Source organism: Planktosalinus lacus (genome assembly GCF_014640155.1).
Taxonomy (GTDB): Bacteria; Bacteroidota; Bacteroidia; order Flavobacteriales; family Flavobacteriaceae; genus Planktosalinus; species Planktosalinus lacus.
This window is the reverse complement of the sequence record NZ_BMGK01000004.1, coordinates 120,086-137,875: the sequence shown is the minus strand read 5'-3', so window position 1 is coordinate 137,875 and position 17,790 is coordinate 120,086. Positions and strand designations below refer to the sequence as shown.

Annotated in this window: 18 protein-coding genes; 12 read left to right on the top strand and 6 right to left on the bottom strand. The window is 36.1% G+C overall.

The window, feature by feature from the left end:
• Nucleotides 1–23 precede the first annotated feature (23 nt).
• Nucleotides 24–1,643, top strand: coding sequence for a T9SS type A sorting domain-containing protein (locus IEV69_RS05950; protein ID WP_188440483.1), 1,620 nt, complete (start codon nucleotides 24–26; stop codon nucleotides 1,641–1,643).
• On the opposite strand, the gene IEV69_RS05945 is transcribed toward IEV69_RS05950, so the two are convergent.
• A complete protein-coding gene (locus tag IEV69_RS05945) occupies nucleotides 1,644–2,315 on the bottom strand; it encodes a fibrobacter succinogenes major paralogous domain-containing protein (RefSeq protein ID WP_188440481.1) in 672 nt (223 codons plus the stop codon).
• A 95-nt stretch (nucleotides 2,316–2,410) separates the two neighbouring features.
• On the opposite strand from IEV69_RS05945, the gene rlmN reads away from it, so the two are divergent.
• Nucleotides 2,411–3,451, top strand: a complete 1,041-nt coding sequence (gene rlmN / locus IEV69_RS05940; RefSeq protein WP_188440479.1) for a dual-specificity RNA methyltransferase RlmN — start codon at nucleotides 2,411–2,413, stop codon at nucleotides 3,449–3,451.
• A 48-nt stretch (nucleotides 3,452–3,499) separates the two neighbouring features.
• Here rlmN and IEV69_RS05935 read toward each other — a convergent pair whose 3' ends face one another.
• Nucleotides 3,500–4,339 (bottom strand): T9SS-dependent choice-of-anchor J family protein, encoded by an 840-nt coding sequence (locus IEV69_RS05935; RefSeq protein WP_188440477.1) that lies wholly within the window; start codon nucleotides 4,337–4,339, stop codon nucleotides 3,500–3,502.
• 113 nt (nucleotides 4,340–4,452) lie between these two features.
• Between IEV69_RS05935 and IEV69_RS05930 the strand changes: the two genes are divergently transcribed.
• Both IEV69_RS05930 and dnaG read left to right on the top strand, forming a co-directional pair.
• On the top strand, nucleotides 4,453–5,430 hold the full coding sequence (locus IEV69_RS05930) for a polyprenyl synthetase family protein (RefSeq protein ID WP_188440475.1): 978 nt from the start codon (nucleotides 4,453–4,455) through the stop codon (nucleotides 5,428–5,430).
• A 96-nt stretch (nucleotides 5,431–5,526) separates the two neighbouring features.
• On the top strand, nucleotides 5,527–7,503 hold the full coding sequence (dnaG, locus tag IEV69_RS05925) for a DNA primase (RefSeq protein WP_188440473.1): 1,977 nt from the start codon (nucleotides 5,527–5,529) through the stop codon (nucleotides 7,501–7,503).
• Between the two features lie 70 nt (nucleotides 7,504–7,573).
• Here dnaG and IEV69_RS05920 read toward each other — a convergent pair whose 3' ends face one another.
• Both IEV69_RS05920 and nadE read right to left on the bottom strand, forming a co-directional pair.
• Nucleotides 7,574–8,206 carry a response regulator gene (locus IEV69_RS05920; RefSeq protein ID WP_188440471.1) on the bottom strand — a complete coding sequence of 211 codons (633 nt, stop codon included), beginning with the start codon at nucleotides 8,204–8,206 and terminating at the stop codon, nucleotides 7,574–7,576.
• A 160-nt stretch (nucleotides 8,207–8,366) separates the two neighbouring features.
• Nucleotides 8,367–9,158, bottom strand: a complete 792-nt coding sequence (gene nadE / locus IEV69_RS05915) for an NAD(+) synthase (protein WP_188440469.1) — start codon at nucleotides 9,156–9,158, stop codon at nucleotides 8,367–8,369.
• A 117-nt stretch (nucleotides 9,159–9,275) separates the two neighbouring features.
• Between nadE and gldB the strand changes: the two genes are divergently transcribed.
• From gldB to IEV69_RS05900, 3 genes are read left to right on the top strand one after another with little or no spacing between them, the layout of a single operon-like run.
• Nucleotides 9,276–10,235: a gliding motility lipoprotein GldB gene (gene gldB / locus IEV69_RS05910; RefSeq protein WP_188440468.1), complete on the top strand. Its 960-nt coding sequence runs from the start codon at nucleotides 9,276–9,278 to the stop codon at nucleotides 10,233–10,235.
• Nucleotides 10,235–10,573 carry a gliding motility protein GldC gene (gene gldC, locus IEV69_RS05905; protein ID WP_188440466.1) on the top strand — a complete coding sequence of 113 codons (339 nt, stop codon included), beginning with the start codon at nucleotides 10,235–10,237 and terminating at the stop codon, nucleotides 10,571–10,573. Before gldB ends, gldC begins: the two co-directional genes overlap by 1 nt.
• A gap of 43 nt (nucleotides 10,574–10,616) precedes the next feature.
• The gene (locus IEV69_RS05900; protein WP_188440464.1) at nucleotides 10,617–10,994 is read left to right on the top strand and encodes a GTPase; all 378 of its coding nucleotides are present in this window, start codon (nucleotides 10,617–10,619) and stop codon (nucleotides 10,992–10,994) included.
• Here IEV69_RS05900 and yihA read toward each other — a convergent pair.
• Nucleotides 10,981–11,586: a ribosome biogenesis GTP-binding protein YihA/YsxC gene (yihA, locus tag IEV69_RS05895; RefSeq protein ID WP_188440462.1), complete on the bottom strand. Its 606-nt coding sequence runs from the start codon at nucleotides 11,584–11,586 to the stop codon at nucleotides 10,981–10,983. The two genes, IEV69_RS05900 and yihA, sit on opposite strands and share 14 nt — an antisense overlap.
• A gap of 6 nt (nucleotides 11,587–11,592) precedes the next feature.
• Nucleotides 11,593–12,357, bottom strand: coding sequence for an alpha/beta fold hydrolase (locus IEV69_RS05890; RefSeq protein ID WP_188440460.1), 765 nt, complete (start codon nucleotides 12,355–12,357; stop codon nucleotides 11,593–11,595).
• 276 nt (nucleotides 12,358–12,633) lie between these two features.
• On the opposite strand from IEV69_RS05890, the gene mraZ reads away from it, so the two are divergent.
• Genes mraZ through IEV69_RS05865 form a run of 5 tightly spaced genes read left to right on the top strand, consistent with a single transcriptional unit; the run spans nucleotide 12,634 to nucleotide 17,789 of the window.
• Nucleotides 12,634–13,107, top strand: coding sequence for a division/cell wall cluster transcriptional repressor MraZ (mraZ, locus tag IEV69_RS05885; RefSeq protein WP_188440458.1), 474 nt, complete (start codon nucleotides 12,634–12,636; stop codon nucleotides 13,105–13,107).
• Complete coding sequence (gene rsmH / locus IEV69_RS05880; RefSeq protein WP_188440456.1) at nucleotides 13,094–13,990, top strand: 16S rRNA (cytosine(1402)-N(4))-methyltransferase RsmH; 897 nt, start codon at nucleotides 13,094–13,096, stop codon at nucleotides 13,988–13,990. Before mraZ ends, rsmH begins: the two co-directional genes overlap by 14 nt.
• Nucleotides 13,991–13,999: 9 nt before the next feature.
• The gene (locus IEV69_RS05875) at nucleotides 14,000–14,323 is read left to right on the top strand and encodes an FtsL-like putative cell division protein (RefSeq protein ID WP_188440454.1); all 324 of its coding nucleotides are present in this window, start codon (nucleotides 14,000–14,002) and stop codon (nucleotides 14,321–14,323) included.
• Nucleotides 14,323–16,332 (top strand): PASTA domain-containing penicillin-binding protein, encoded by a 2,010-nt coding sequence (locus tag IEV69_RS05870; protein ID WP_188440452.1) that lies wholly within the window; start codon nucleotides 14,323–14,325, stop codon nucleotides 16,330–16,332. Before IEV69_RS05875 ends, IEV69_RS05870 begins: the two co-directional genes overlap by 1 nt.
• Nucleotides 16,329–17,789, top strand: coding sequence for a UDP-N-acetylmuramoyl-L-alanyl-D-glutamate--2,6-diaminopimelate ligase (locus IEV69_RS05865; protein WP_188440450.1), 1,461 nt, complete (start codon nucleotides 16,329–16,331; stop codon nucleotides 17,787–17,789). The genes IEV69_RS05870 and IEV69_RS05865 overlap by 4 nt, the downstream gene beginning before the upstream one ends.
• The last annotated feature ends 1 nt before the right edge of the window (nucleotide 17,790 follow it).

The following is a 17,790-nucleotide window of genomic DNA, read 5'->3' as shown; positions in this document are numbered from 1 at the left end:
TAGTAGCAGTATTTATCTTTGTTATGAAAAAAATTACGTTACTGTCTTTTCTTTTATTTGCTACAAGTATCATTGCTCAAGTAACCAATCAGGGTTCTCCTGTTAGTTGGAAAATTGATGGGTTGTCTGAAGTAAACCCGGTGGTGATGCCTGGAATAGATTTGCAAGCTTTACAAGAGGAGGATTTGAGAAATGAAAACCGAAAAGATATTCCCTGGAGATTTGGTGTAGAGCTTGAAGTAACATTGGATACACAAAATTCCGGCTCTTGGGATGTATTAGAAAATGGAGATCGAATTTGGAGATTGAATGTGGTTTCTCATGATGCAATAACGTTGAATTTCGTTTTTGAAGATTTTTACCTACCCTCCGGTTCAAGTTTATACTTGTACAGTGATGATCGTTCTGATTTGCTGGGAGCCTATACATCCTCTCAAAATCGTGAAGATAGACAATTAGGCACCTGGTTTGTGGATGGTGACAGTGTGTGGCTTGAATATTATGAACCTCGCTCACAAAGAGGGAATGGCAGTCTTAAATTAAATAAAGTAGTTCATGGATATCGTTCTGTTGCCAATAATGTTCAAAACAAAGGATTGAATGATTCTGGGCCATGTAACTTGGATGTGGATTGTACTGTAGGTGCAGATTTTGATGAGATAAAAGAAGTTTTAAAACGTTCAGTTGGTTTGTTTTTACTGGGCGGCTCTGTTTGTTCAGGTACCTTAATTAATAATACCAATAACGACAATGCTCCATATTTTCTTACCGCCAGTCATTGTAACAATGGTAATCCAGGTACGTGGGCTTTTCAGTTTAACTGGGTGAGCTCTAATCCTTCCTGTGGAACTACTGCTAATAGCGGTAATGGTAGCTTCAATCAAACTGCTAGTGGAGCAACGATTCTTGCAGAAAATCAAAAATCAGATTTTATGTTGGTAAATGTCGATGCAGATTTGCCAGCCGCTTGGAATTTGGTATGGGCCGGATGGAATAGAAGCTCAACAGATATACCCGATTTTACTGTTGGAATACACCACCCTGCCGGGGATATTATGAAAGTATGTCGTGATAATCAGCCTCCATTGAGAACAGCAATTAACTTTGAAATACCTAATACAAATGTTTGGCGAGTCAATGCCTGGGATCTAGGAGTAACTGAACAAGGTTCTTCGGGGTCTGCATTGTTTGATCAAAATGGACGTATTGTTGGTCAATTAGCCGGAGGTGCTGCAGCTTGTTCAGGAACAAACAATAATGGGCAACCTGATTTTTACGGGAGAATGGATACTTCTTGGGGCTTCGGATCTTCGAGTAGCACCAGATTGTCAGATTGGTTAGATCCTTCCGGTTCTGGTGTGATGACTACTGATATTTTAAATACACCCGACTTTCAATTTTTAGGAGATGTTTCAATTTATCCTAATCCTGCAAGTTCTATAATTACAATATCAAATAACAATTCTTCTCAGTTGAAGTACGAATTTTACTCAGTAACCGGACAGCAAATCAAAGCAGGTAATTTACCTTTTTCTGAGAATAGCATTTCGGTAAATGAATTATCTGAAGGAGTCTATTTTTTAAGAATTGAAGATGCCGTTACCGGAAGCTCACTTGTGAAAAAAATCATAGTAAAAAAGTAACTACTCCTTAATACATCTTACAGACATCCCCATCATTTTACCACCACCAAAGTCTTTTAATGCATCAGAACCATAATCTGTATAAAAATACCAAGCATTATAAGTGTCATATTCAGTAGATGTCCACCATGAAGCAACTCTTCCTATATAAAAAAAATAACCCTCAAAGTCTCTATTCCCACCTCCAATGGCATTAAAACCTGAGGAATTGTCACCATGTCCATTCCTAAACCAAAGAGAGCTAGCTTTTATTTTTTTACCTGCAATGTCTTTACCTCCTAAAAATGCCTGTAGAATGTTAAAATCCTCTTTTGTTGGGATTTTCCAACCTGAAGGGGCAAGTCCTCTGGGGTCAGTCACTGCAAACCAATTGTATAAAACACCGCTTTTCTCAGCTATTTTACTTTGATTTTCGTAATAACTCCAAGCAGGTGTGCAATTTATACCAGCTTCTATCCATTCTTCACGTGTTTTGGCTTGTGGAATTGGATCGCCATTTTTAAAAGTAATAGAGCTTAAATTTCCATTACTCCAAATTTGGTTTCCAATAATAACCCCTTTAATTTCATTTGTGTTTTGACTGTTTACAGGAAATGTAAATACAAAAATAAAAACCCAATAAAATGAGTATAAAGTAGATGAAATCTTAATATATTGAGTAAAAACTTTCATATTAACTGAAAAACTACATAAATATAAATAAAAAAAATATAAATTGAATTTACATATATAAATGCATTCTCTTTCAAATATGGTATTTTTGCAAAATGAAAGATCAAAAGAAAGATATTAGAGCCTTATCAAAAGAAGCACTGAGGGATTTTTTTGAAAGTATTGAGGAACAAGCTTTCAGAGGTAATCAAGTGTATGAATGGCTATGGAACAAAGGAGCTCATACCTTTGATGAAATGACCAATTTGTCAAAAGAAACCAGAAAACATCTTGAGGAAAATTTTGTAATTAATCATATTGAGGTAGATCAAATTCAGAAGAGTTCAGACGGAACCATTAAAAATGCTGTTAAATTACACGATAATTTAGTGGTTGAATCAGTATTAATTCCGACCTCATCCCGCACTACTGCTTGTGTATCATCTCAGGTGGGCTGTAGTTTAGATTGTAACTTTTGTGCAACTGCTAAACTCAAACGCATGCGCAATTTAAATCCGGATGAAATATATGATCAGGTGGTTGCTATAGACAGGGAAAGCCGTTTGTATTTTGACAGACCGCTTTCTAATATTGTTTTTATGGGGATGGGAGAGCCCTTGATGAATTATAAAAATGTGCTGCAATCTATTGAAAAAATTACCTCTCCCGAAGGATTGGGAATGTCACCAAAAAGGATAACGCTTTCTACCAGTGGGGTTCCTAAAATGATTAAAAAATTAGCAGATGACGATGTGAAATTTAAATTGGCAGTTTCACTTCACAGTGCCATTCAGCAAACGCGTGAAAGTATTATGCCTTTTGCCAAAAGCTTTACGCTTGAAGATTTAAAAGAGTCATTAGTCTATTGGTATTCCAAAACAAAAAGTAAAATTTCTTATGAATATGTGGTTTGGAAAGATATCAATGATAAACGAGAGGATATTGATGCCCTCGTAAAATTTTGTAGCTATGTGCCTTGTAAAGTAAACCTGATTGAATACAACCCCATAGGAGAAGACGCTTTTCAACAGGCTAGCAACAGTGCTTTAGAACAATATATAGCTACGCTAGAATACAATCATATTCCTGTGACAGTAAGAAGAAGTCGTGGTAAAGATATTGATGCAGCTTGTGGTCAATTGGCCAATAAACAATAAAAAAGGCTTCCATTTCTGGAAGCCTTAAAATTTTAAATTTGGTATTTATTATCTTTTTATCAATTTAAAAGTAGCTGTTTTTCCGTTTGATACTGCGGTAGCAATATAAACACCATTTTTCAATGATGCTAAATTGATTACTTCAGTTGTAGAAGAAAGATTTTGATCTACCACTTTTTGACCTAATACATTAAAAATATTAATACTGCTAAAAGAATCAGTAGCGTTAATAGTTAAGTTTTTAGATTGAGGGCTGTAGTAGTAGTTAAAACCACTGATTTCAACCTCTGAAGTACTTAGGTTTCCATCCAATACAACATTGTCTATAAGAACTGAGTTTTCATCAAAAGTATCGTGATGTCTGAAAACTAAATAAACTGTTTGCCCATCATAATCAGAAACATCAACAGAAACAGGTGCTGCATTATTAGCTTCACTATCACAAGTACAAACATCTCCTACAGTTCCGTCAAAAACAGGAGTAAGGTTGGAAATTTGTCCAACATCAGTAGTTTCAGAAAGATAAACAGATAATCTGTCACCTAAGAAAGTTCCATTTGTTTGATAGCTTCCCATTAGAAACTCTAGTGTTGAGCTAGTTCCAAGTGTAATTGGGTCTACTGAAATTAAATAGTTGTCTGGAGTATATGCGCCATTTGAATCCCAAGAATCTGAGTCGGCCACGTTACCTTCAAAAAGAGATGTCCATCCGGCATCAACAATATTTGCTACTTGCCAAAACATACCATCACCATCATCGTCAATGTTACTCCAGTTAAAAAACGATGTGGATCCGTCTGTATCCAACTCAAAATCATCAGAAAAGATTTGAGCGTTCATTCCAACAGCCATAAAGAAAGCTGCCATTAAAAGTGTAATTTTTTTCATAAGTGTGCTTTTTAAGTTTAATTAATTTCGTAAATATACTAAATATTTCTACTGGTTACAAAAATAATTTAACTTAAAAATATGCTTCATTTTTTATTTACCTTTGAGCCTAAATGAAAATTGTTTCCCAAATAAAACAGCCCATCGTCGAAGAAATGGAACTTTTTGAAAAAAAGTTCTATGCTTCTATGTCTTCACAGGTTGCTTTATTAAATCGAATAACTCACTATATCGTTAACAGAAAGGGGAAGCAAATGCGACCCATGTTTGTGTTTTTGATTGCAAAGATGGTCAATAATGGTAAAATTGATGAGCGCACTTACAGAGGAGCATCAGTAATTGAGTTAATTCACACAGCCACGCTTGTGCATGACGATGTTGTGGACGATAGTAACCGCCGGCGCGGTTTCTTTTCTATCAATGCGCTTTGGAAAAATAAAATTGCCGTATTGGTAGGAGATTATTTGCTATCAAAAGGCCTCTTACTGTCAATAGATAATGAAGATTTTGATTTGTTGAAAATTATTTCGGTTGCTGTAAGGGAAATGAGTGAGGGGGAGCTGCTTCAAATTGAGAAAGCCAGAAAGCTAGACATTACAGAAGAAATTTATTATGAAATTATTCGCCAAAAAACGGCAACTCTTATTGCTGCCTGCTGTGCCATGGGTGCTCAATCTGTTAATGCACCTAAAGAGGAGGTGGAGCATATGCGAAAATTTGGAGAATTGATAGGAATGGCATTCCAAATAAAAGATGACTTATTTGATTATGGAAGTGAAAAAATTGGAAAACCAACCGGTATCGATATCAAAGAACAAAAAATGACATTACCACTTATTTACACCTTGAATAATTGTAGTGATCATGATAAAAAGTGGCTAATCAACTCTGTTAAAAACAAAAATAAAGACTCAAAAAGAGTTAAAGAAGTGATTGCGTTTGTAAAAACTTCCGGTGGGCTTGATTATGCTGTTGAAAAAATGAAATCGTTTCAACAAGAAGCGCTTGAAATTCTAAATTCTTATCCTCACTCACCCTTCAAAGAATCTCTCATCCTGATGGTCAATTATGTAATTGACCGCAAAAAATAATCTGATATATTAATTGTTATTTCTATTGAATTTTAAGTTTCAGGCTTTACAGTCAGTTTTTAATTAATTACATTTACACTTCAATATTTTCTTCAAATGATTTCAAAATCAACCATCGATCAAGTATTTGAAACGGCTCGTGTAGAGGAGGTTATCGGTGATTTTGTTCAGCTCAAAAAAGCAGGAAGTAATTTCAAAGGACTCAGTCCCTTTTCTGATGAACGCACTCCCAGTTTTATGGTTTCTCCTGTGAAGCAAATCTGGAAAGATTTCTCTAGCGGAAAAGGAGGAAATGTGGTTGCTTTTTTAATGGAGCACGAGCATTTTACTTATCCTGAAGCCATTAAATACCTGGCCAAGAAATATGGCATTGAAATAGAAGAAACTCAAAAAACAGACGAAGAAAAAGAACAAGCCAACGAGCGTGAAAGCATGTATCTGGTGAGTGAGTTTGCCAAAGATATTTTTCACCACAACTTGTTAAAAACAGATCAGGGAAAAGCCATCGGTTTGTCTTATTTTAAGGAACGTGGGTTTAGTGAGGTAACCATCAAAAAATTTCAACTGGGATACTCATTTGACAGTTGGGATGCATTCACCTCAGAGGCACTTAGGAAAGGCTATAAACTGGAATATCTTGAAAAAACCGGACTTACAATTGTCAAGGAAGAAAAACAATTTGACCGTTTTAAAGGGCGGGTGATATTTCCCATTTTGAGTATGAGCGGTAGAACCCTTGGGTTTGGAGGTCGCATTTTAACAAACGACAAAAAAGCTGCAAAATACCTCAACTCCCCCGAAAGTGATATATATCATAAAAGCAAAGTGCTTTATGGTATTTTTCACGCTAAACAATCTATTGCCAAAGAAGATAATTGTTATCTGGTGGAAGGTTATACAGATGTGATTCAGTTTCACCAAACCGGTATTCACAATGTGGTGTCCTCATCTGGAACGGCACTCACTGAAGAGCAAATAAGACTTATAAACCGGTTGACCCAAAACATCACACTTTTGTTTGATGGAGATGCAGCGGGTTTGAGAGCGTCATTGCGCGGTGTTGATTTGATATTGGAGCAAGGAATGAATGTAAAGATTTGTACGTTCCCGGAAGGGGAGGACCCTGACAGTTTTGCCAGAAAAAACTCCTTAGAAGAGCTCACAATTTATCTGGAAGAAAATGCACAGGATTTTATTAACTTTAAGGCTTCTACTCTGGTGAAAGACACCAAAAATGACCCGATTAAAAAAGCAGATACAATCCGGGATATGGTGACCAGTATTTCAAAAATTCCCGATGTCATCAAACGGGAAATATATGTAAAGGAGTGTTCGCGTATTATGGATATTTCTGAAGAAGTGCTATTTAACAGCCTGGCACAAATCTTTTTAAAAAATAAAAAAGAGCACTCTAAACAACAGTCAAAACCCACTGAAAAACCTTTTGAGGTTATAAATAAAGAAAATAAACCTGCCGAAAAAATTGACGTTAAATTTCAGTTGGAATTAAAAATTCTTGAATTGTTACTTCTTTACGGTAACGAAATAGTGACTTTTGAAGATGAAATTATGGAGGCTGATGAAGAGGGGCAAATTAGAAACATAAAAGAAAAGAAAGAGTTAAAGGTTTTTCAAAAAGTATTTCTCGATATTCAAGAAGACGAAATGGAATTCACAAATCCGGTTTTTCAGGATTTGTTCAATACAATAATTGATAATTATCAACAGGAAAAACCACTCCAAACCGAAACTTTTATTGCTCAACTTGAATTTGAAAAGGCAAAAATAATCACTGACATTTTCATGGATGAAGAAAAATATCAATTGCATGACTGGGAACGAAAAGATATTTATGTTAAAGAGAAAAAGCAATCTATCACACAGTTGCTAAAAGAGACTACATTACATCTCAGAAAGTTATTGATTGCCAAACAAATAAACAGTCTTGCCGAAGAAATAAATCACAAGGAGGAGGAAGACAAATATGATTTACTACAAACTATACAGGAGTATAAAAGACTTGAAGTCACACTTTCCAGAAAATTGGAGACAGTTGTGAGAAGGTTTGAATAAAAAAAGCACTGTTTTATTGAAACAGTGCTTTAATTTTTTTTGTTCGTTTTAAAAACGAGCAATCTACTCTTCAGCTGAATTGAAACATTCTTGATTGGTGAATCAAATCGGCCAGATTGTCCACTTTAAGTTTTTTAAGTAAGCGGGTTTTATAGGTACTTACTGTTTTTTCGTTAATTTCAAGAGCGTTAGCAATGTCTTTGTTTCTTTTGCCATTAGAAAGTAAATTAAGCACTTCAATTTCACGGGAAGATAATTTTTTATACCTGCTTAATACACTGCTTTCCCCCACATTTCTGCTGGTGAAAGTCGTTGTTAGATCGTCGTTTAAATAAACGCCACCTTTGGAAACTTTCTTTAATGCTTTGGTAAATAATTTTGTAGATGCGGTTTTAGAAACATAAGCTGAAGCGCCTGATTTAATAGAACGCAGGGCATATATTTCTTCAGGATGACAAGAATAAATTAAGATTTTTAGTTCAGGGAATTCTGCTTTTATTGTTCTTAAAACAGTAATGCCATTTACCTGTGGCATATCAATTTCCATTACTAAAACGTCTGGAAGTTGTTTGCGAAGAGATTTAAACATTTCCTCTCCGTTGTTAACTTTGTCTATAATGGTATAATTGGCATTTTTTTTAAGTAGGCAGGAAATTCCTTTGCGCATCATTGGGTGATGGTCTGCTATTATTATTGAAGTCATAATTGTGAGGTTGACAAAATTGTTAGCAATCTATTCAGTTTGTTCTTTGTAGGAAACATTTAAATTTTTGTAAATATTTTACTACAAAACAAATGTATAAAAATAGAGTGTTTGTAAATGCACTTTTCGTTGAAGTTCGCTAAAAATCGTTAAAATGCAGTTACTTTTTGAAATTCAGAGGGATTTTGCAAACCGGTATGGGATTCATTTTGTGTTGATTAGCTGAATTTAGGTTTTTATATATGGAAAAAACCAATTGTTCCCTACCTGAAAAATTTGAAATTTCACTTCCTTTTTGATCCATTTTCATGGCCCATTCAAGTTCGTCATAGCTGGCTCCCAGCTGATCTTCATCGCTACGGTCATCACCAAAAAGACCGTCAGTGGGTTTTGCCTTCAAAATTGATTCTGAAATATTTAAATGGGAGCCCAGTTGAAAGACTTCGCTTTTCATTAAATCTGCAATAGGGCTAATGTCAACACCTCCGTCACCATATTTTGTAAAAAAACCAACTCCAAAATCTTCAACTTTATTTCCGGTTCCTACAACTAAATAACGATGAAGCCCTGCGAAATAATACAAGGTTGTCATCCGTAATCGCGCCCTCGTGTTGGCCAAGGTTAAATTTAAAAGGGGGCTCATTTTATTTGTAGGAATTTGAGTTTTGAAGGTTTCAAAAACGGGCGTTAAATTAACTTCAATCGAGCTTACGTTCGCGTGTTTTTTTTGCAATTTTTCAATATGTTCCTTGCCTCTGTTCACCTGATTCATTGATTGTTGTATGGGCATTTCTACACAAAGTGTTCTCATTCCTGTCTTTGCGCAAAGAGCAGATGTAACAGCTGAATCAATTCCGCCGCTAATTCCTACTACAAAACCATCCATTTTTGATGAAGTAGCATACTCTTTCAGCCAATTTACAATATGTTTAACAACATTTTCCGTTTGCATAGTATCGTTGGTATATTTGTTAATGGTACCTTTGCAACTTTATTTTGCAGGCCTAAATATAAAATTTATATGGCATAGTATCGTTAAAATAACAAAAGCATTAACAGCATTTTAATTATGAAGTATATTGGTTTAATTTTCTTGGTTTTTGGAATTTTGTATTCTTGCTCTGATGAGAAAAAAATTAACGATGCTATCTTAGATATGCCGGTAACCGTTGAAATTGATAGGTTTGATGAGCAATTTGCAAAGGCCACAATTGAAGACCTTCAAAGTTTAAAAAAATCATACCCTTATTTATTTCCTGAACATTTTCACGATAGTATTTGGGTTCAGAAATTAGAGGACACCCTTCAACAACAATTGGAAACAGAAGTGAATCTTAAATTTGCTGATTTCTCACCATATGAAGCTGATTTAGAGTTGCTTTTTAAGCATTTAAAGTTTTACTTTTCAGATTTTAACGAGCCTAAAACTATCACATTAATCTCTGATGTTGATTACAGGAACAAAGTAATTTATGCTGATAGTTTGCTTTTAGTGGGCTTGGATAATTTTCTGGGGAGTGACCATCCTTTTTATGAAGAATTAAATAGGTATATTTCTAAAAACCTTCGTCCTGAACAGTTGATTCCTGAAATAACAGAGGCTATCGCACATAAATACATTGCTCCACCCACAAACAGAACATTTCTCGACCAAATGGTATATGCCGGAAAAATTATTTACTTAAAGGAACAGCTTTTGCCCAATTATGAAGCAAAAGAAGTCATGGGATATACAAAAGAAGAATTGAAGTGGGCTAGTGAAAATGAAACTGAAATCTGGCGTTATTTTATAGAACGTGAGTTATTGTTCAGTACTGATCCAAAACTTGCTTCACGATTTATATTGCCGGGACCCTTTTCAAAATTTTATTTGGAGCTTGATAATGAATCGCCCTCAAGATTAGGACAGTATATTGGATGGCAAATGGTAAAAGCATATGCTGAAAATAATAATACCGATTTAAAAACCCTACTTCAAACACCTGCAGAAACATTATTTAAACAATCAAAATTTAAACCTAGAAAATAATGGCAAAAAAAACCCATAAGTCAACTATTGAAATTGATGTAACACTAGACGAAAATAAAATTCCTGAAAAATTACATTGGACTGCAGCAGATGGTGGAGTCCAAAACGAAGAAACCAAAGCGTTGATGCTATCTGTTTGGGATAGTAAAAGCAAAGAGTCTTTACGCATTGATTTGTGGACTAAAGACATGCCAATGGATGAAATGAAACTATTTTTCCACCAAACATTGAGTGCTATGGCAGACACCTTTGAACGCGCAACTAACGATGAGAAAATGAGTGCCACGATGCGCGATTTCACTGAATATTTTGCAGAAAAACTTGAACTAAAACGCTAGTTTTTTTAAAGAAGCAACCACTAAATTAAATATATCCCAAATCATGTCAAAACTCATTTTTATTTACAATGCAAATTCCGGTAAGGTAAATGCTCTATTGGATACTGTTCATAAAGTCTCCAGTCCAAAAACATATCAATGCAGTTTATGTACATTAACTTTTGATGCTTTTTCTGAGAATAAGCAATGGAAAAAATTTAGGAGTGAAAGTACTTTTGAAATGGTCTTTCTTCACAAAAATGAATTTCAAAAAAAGTATGCTTCAAAATTCGGCGCAAAATACACTTTTCCAGTAGTTTTGATTGAAAACTTTGAAAATCTCGAAGTGTTTGCAACTCCAGAAGAGCTCAACAACATTGCTGAAGTAAAGGAATTGATTCAGTTAATTCAGGAACGGGGAAAAACACTTAAGAATAGTTAAATCCAGCATTGATTTCGTCTATATACTGCAGCACTTCTTCCCTGCCGGTTGAGTTTGATGAAGAGGTGATGAAATAATTTGGAAGCTCTTCCCAGCTTTCTAAAAGTTTGGATTTGTAGGTGTCTACGTTTCTTTCCAATGCTTTCGGCTTGAGTTTATCTGCTTTGGTAAAAATAATTGAAAACGGCACCTGTTGTTCACCCAGCCATTCCATAAATTGTAAATCAATAGGTTGCGGTTCGTGACGGCAATCTATCAATACAAACGCACAAACTAATTGTTCCCTTTTAAGAAAATAATCTGTAATGAATTTTTGGAATACTTTTTTACTGCTTTTAGAAACACGCGCATATCCATAACCGGGTAAATCTACCAAATGCCAGTTTTTATTAATCAAAAAATGATTGATTAACTGTGTTTTCCCGGGTCTCCCTGATGTTTTAGCGAGATTCTTACGCTGCATCAACATATTGATTAAGGATGATTTACCAACATTAGAACGGCCAATAAAAGCATATTCAGGGATGCGGGTAGCAGGGCATTTGGCAACATCACTGTTGCTCATTATAAATTCAGCAGATTTTATTTGCATGTTTAGTTATATTCCGCGTTTTGTAAGCCAGTGGTCCAGGTGAATGTTAAAGTCCTTAGGGTGTTCCATCATAGCAGCATGACCACATTTTTCAATCCAGTACAAGTCTGAGTCAGGTAAAAGTTGATGGAATTCTTCGGCAACATCGGGTGGTGTTACATTGTCATTTTTTCCCCAAATAATACAAGTGGGGTGGTTCATATTGGGCAAGTCTTTAGCCATATTATGTCTAATGGCGCTTTTTGCAATGGCCAACGTTCTGATAAGTTTGTTGCGATCGTTGACGGTTTCATAAACTTCATCAACAATTTCTTTAGTAGCAACAGCGGGGTCATAAAAAACATTTTCAGCTTTTTGCTTGATGTATTCATAGTCGCCCCTTTTGGGATAGCTTTCGCCCATAGCACTTTCATATAAGCCTGAACTGCCAGTAATAACAAGGGCTTCAATGTGTTCAGGATATAATTTTGCACACAACAAAGCTATGTGACCTCCAAGTGAGTTTCCTAATAAAATCACTTTCCCTAAATTTTTATGGACAATGAAATCCCTTACGTAGGTTGCAATGTTTTTGACATTGGTTTTTAATAAAGGTAAAGTGTAAATTGGGAGTTCAGGAAGGATTACATGATATCCTTTCTCTGAAAAGTAGGTGGTAACAGTATCAAAATTACTTAAACCGCCCATTAGGCCGTGTAAAATAATAATCGGTTTTCCTTTACCGACTTCAAAATAATTGAACTTACCCTCTTGTTTCAAATTTTTAATCATACAATTCAATCCTATTTACATTGACAAATATAGTTATTTCAATGTTATAAATTATTTTTCATTTCTACACTATTTCACAGTTGGTTTTTCTGTTTTTTGAACATTCCTCTTTTCTAAGTTATTCACAATTCACGCTTTTCAGAATAGTGGTCAAGCTAAGTATTTAAAGGTTAATCGCTTAGTTTAAGCTGAAATTTATCAACAAAGTGGTAAAAAGTGGTAAAAAGTGGGAAAAAATAAATATATTTGAAATTGTAAAGTCTAAACTAACGATTTATGCGCAATCTCATCGGAACATACGAGTGTAAAGCAGACGCCAAAGGGCGTGTGCTATTGCCTTCGGCTTTACAAAAGCAACTGGCTCCGATGCTTGAACAAGGATTTGTATTAAAACGCGCAGTTTTCCAGCCTTGTTTGGAGTTGTATCCAATGGCTGAGTGGGAGCAATTAATGCTCAAAATAAATAAGCTGAATCGCTTTAATCGAAAGAACAACGATTTTGTAAGACGTTTTACAGCCGGAGTGAAAGTGATTGAATTGGATACTTCAGGAAGGCTGTTGATTCCAAAAGATTTGATTGGCTTTGCTTCAATCAACAAAGAACTGGTTTTATCATCGGCGATTAACATTGTTGAAATTTGGGATAAAAACAAGTACGAAAAAGCCATTGATGATGCTGCGACCGATTTTGCAGACTTGGCTGAAGAAGTAATGGGCGACAAATTTGATGAAGACCATGAGTTATCATAACCCTGTTTTATTAAAAGAATCTGTAAAAGGCTTGCAAATTAAGCCCAACGGGATTTATGTGGATGTAACTTTTGGAGGGGGAGGACACTCAAAAAAGATTTTATCACAACTGGATGATAAAGGCAAATTGTATGCTTTTGATCAGGATGTAGATGCGCTGGAGAATACAATCAATGATGACAGATTTCTGCTCATTCATCAAAACTTTAGGCACATTAAACGATTTCTAAGATTGCATGGAGTTTCAAAAGTAGATGGCATATTAGGTGATTTTGGGGTGTCTTCACATCAATTTGATGTGGCTGAACGTGGGTTTTCAACCCGTTTTGAAGCCAATCTCGATATGAGAATGAATCAAGGTAATGCTGTTTCTGCTTTTCACATTGTAAATGAATACAACGAAAAGGATTTGAGAAATGTGCTATTTCAATATGGTGAGTTGAAATCGGCTGCCGGAATGGCACGAATGATTGTTGAAAACAGAATGAAGCAACCCATAAAAACGAGTGAAGAATTGAAAAGTGCATTGGGTAGGTTTTTACCCAAACACAAAGAAAATAAAATACTGGCGCAACTATTTCAAGCAATTCGCATTGAGGTAAATCAGGAGATCCAAGCGCTTAAGGAGTTTTTGTTGCAAACAGTCGATTTGCTTCCCACAGGAGGAAGGTTGAGTCTTATTTCATACCACTCGCTGGAAGACCGCTTGGTGAAACGTTTCATCAGAAACGGTCTTTTTGAAGGGGAACCCGAGAAAGATGTGTTTGGTCATGTAGAAGTGCCTTTTAAAAAAATTGGCAAACTCATCATTCCAGGTGAGGAAGAAATTGAGCAAAACAACAGAGCACGAAGTGCAAAACTTCGCATTGCTGAACGAATATAATTTTCAAAAGTGAGAAAGAGCATTATTGACATATTAAAAGGAAAGTTTTTAATAAACGAAGACGCTTTCAAAAACTGGAAGTTTATCATCTTCCTGTCATTGCTTGCTTTGATAATGATTTCCAGTGCACACAGCGCTGATAAAAAAGTTCATAGAATCGCACAAATCAACAACGATGTTAAAGAATTACGTAGCGAGTTTAGTGCTGTACGCTCTAATTTAATGAAAGTTAAAATGGAAAGTAAAGTAGTGAACCAGCTGATAAAAAAAGGCCTCAAACCCTCCGAAAATCCACCCTATAAGATTGTAATTAAGTCAAAAACACCAGAATAATGGCATTTGAAGATAAAAACATATTGCACCGGCTTTACATCATTGCGGGATGTTTGTTTCTCTTTGTCCTGGCTATTTTGGTTAAAATCACCAACATTCAGTTTGTTGAAGGTGAAAAATACAAAGAATTGGCAAAGGTCAATACGACAAAAAACTTTGTAATTCCTTCAAACCGGGGAAATGTTTATGCGGATGATGGAAGTTTGCTGGCAATATCAGTGCCTAAATATGACATTCGTTTTGATGCAGTAACAGTGAGTGCTGAAAATTTTGAAAAAAACATCATTCCACTTTCTCAGGCACTTTCAAAAAAGTTTAATAAGACGGTTGCTCACTATGAATCGCTATTGCGAAATGCAAGAGCAACTAAAAATCGTTATTTACTTCTTGAGCGAAAAATAAGCTATTCAGATTACCTAGAAGTAAAAAAGTTTCCCCTTTTCAACCTGGGTCCTTACAAAGGCGGTATGATTACAGAACAAAGCACTGTTCGTGAGCATCCCATTGGGAAAATTGCAGAACGTATGGTAGGCTATGAACGCAAAGATGCAGATGGGCATTATGTGAGGGTAGGCCTTGAAGGTGCTTATGGTGAATATCTAAGGGGACGTGACGGAAGGCGCCTCAAACAACGCATCGCAAAAGGCCAGTGGAAACCCATATATGACGAAAATGAAATTGAACCCCGCGATGGTTATGATGTGATTTCTACCATCAATATCAATATTCAGGATATTGCACATCACGCGTTGTTAAGACAACTGGAACTTTATGAAGCTGAACACGGAACAGTTATCGTGATGGAAACCAAAACCGGCGAAATTAAAGCTGTTTCAAATTTAGGCAGAACCAAGCAAGGTACTTATTACGAAAAACTCAACTATGCTATTGGGGAGTCCCATGAACCCGGTTCTACCTTCAAGGTGATGGCCTTTATGGCTGCTTTGGAAGACAAGGTAATAGACACTAGCACAGTAGTAGACACCGGTAATGGAACGCATTATTTTTATGGCAAAAAAGTGTCTGATTCCCGAAAGGGAGGTTATGGAAAAATATCCATGGGAAGGGTCATGGAAGTTTCTTCAAACATAGGAATTGCCAAGGCTATCGAAGAAAACTACAAAGACAAACCTGCTCGGTTTGTTGAGATTCTTCAGCGTATGAATCTGGACAAACAGTTAGACCTTCCCATTATAGGTGAAGGAAAACCTAAAATCCCCCATCCATCCGATAAAAGCGGTTGGAGTAAAAATGCTTTGCCATCAATGTCTTATGGCTATGGGGTTTCCTTAACGCCTCTGCAAACACTAACTTTTTATAACGCAATTGCAAACGACGGAGTGATGGTAAAGCCTCGTTTCATCCGTCAGGTAAAAGCATGGAATAAGGAAATTGAAACCTTTGGAGTAGAAGTCATAAACCCACAGATAGCTTCATTGCAAACCATCCAAAAAGTACAGGATGTACTGAAAAATGTAGTTGAAAAGGGTACAGGTCGTTCTCTTTACTCACCCGATTTTTCAATGGCCGGTAAAACAGGAACCGCACAAACAGAATACTGGATGAAAGACTTTGCATCAAACAGAAGGTACATATCATCGTTTGCAGGTTATTTTCCCGCGGAAAACCCAAAATATTCTTGCATCGTGATCATTCATAAGCCCAAAGTGAGCACCGGTTATTATGGTGCAGATGTGGCAGGGCCCGTTTTTAAAAGTATTGCACAAAAAATTTACATCGATTCTCCAACCTCCGATGTTATTGAAAACCTGGAAGTGTTGCAGGCTTCCATTGAAAATGACTTTCAGGAGTATTATGAATTAGCACAAAAAAATTATGCTGCTATCCCAAATGTAAAGGGAATGTCAGGTATGGACGCAGTTTCCTTATTGGAAAATTTAGGCCTGAAGGTAAAAGTGTCTGGAAACGGAAAAGTAAAAGCACAATCATTGCCCGAAGGGGAAAAACTTATTAAAGGGAAACAAATAACATTAGAACTTTCTTCATGAATCTAAGAGATTTATTATATACGGTCACCTTAAACGCAGTTGTTGGTAGCACTGATGTGGTTATTTCTCAGCTAAAATTTGATTCGAGGAATGTTGACTTTAACGATTGCTTTGTCGCTATAACCGGAACTGAGATGGATGGACATCAATACATCCAAAAAGCGATAGATAAAGGAGCATTGGCCATCATTTGTGAAGTACTGCCAGAACAGATTGTGAACGGTATTACTTATGTTCAGGTTGACGACTCTAAAAGAGCACTAGCAATCATGGCGGCCTCCTATTTTGGGAACCCTTCAAAAGATTTAAAACTAATAGGAGTCACCGGCACTAACGGAAAAACTACCATTGCGACTTTATTGTTTCAATTGTTTAAAAATGCCGGATTTAAAGTTGGATTGATTTCAACTGTAAAAATAATGATTCAGGAAGAGGAGTTTCAGTCAACACACACCACTCCTGATTCACTTACACTCAATTCCTATCTTAATAAAATGATAATTGAGGGTGTTGAGTACTGTTTCATGGAAGTAAGCTCTCACGGAATTCATCAAAAACGCACCGAAGGGCTACAATTTGCCGGAGGTGTATTTACAAACCTTACGCAAGATCATTTAGACTATCACAAAACATTTGTGGCCTATCGCGATGTTAAAAAAGTTTTTTTTGACAAATTACCCAAATCAGCTTTTGCATTGGTAAATGAAGACGATAAAAACGGTTTGGTGATGCTGCAAAACACCAAAGCTCAAAAATATACCTATGCCCTGAAAACCCAGGCGGACTTTAAAGCGCAGGTGCTTGAAAATCAATTTAGCGGCTTGTTGTTAAAAATAAATTCCAACGAAGTTTGGTCTAAGCTCATTGGCGATTTTAACGCTTACAATCTTTTGGCTATTTATGGAGTGGCCACAATTTGTGGTCTTGAAGAGCTTGAAATTCTCAGACTCATCAGTGAACTTGATAGTGTGAGTGGGCGCTTTCAATATCAGATTTCAAAATCAAAAATTACGGCCATCGTTGACTATGCACACACCCCTGATGCACTGAAAAATGTGCTGGAAACCATCAACAGCATTCGCACAGGGAATGAAACACTCATCACTGTTGTGGGATGTGGTGGTAACCGGGATTCAAGTAAAAGACCTAAAATGGGGCACATCGCCTCTGCATTGAGTGATAAAGTCATCTTTACCAGTGACAATCCGCGCAATGAAGACCCTGATGCGATCATAAAAGACATCGAAAATGGAGTAGAGCCTCAGAACTTCAAAAAAACCATTGCAATCACAAATAGAAAGCAAGCAATCAAAACAGCCTGCCAGCTTGCAACGGAGAATGACATCATTCTTATTGCCGGTAAAGGACACGAAACCTATCAGGAAATCAAAGGAGAGCGCTTTGATTTTGATGATTTTAAAATTGTAAACAGCTACTTAAAAGAATTAAACAAATAAT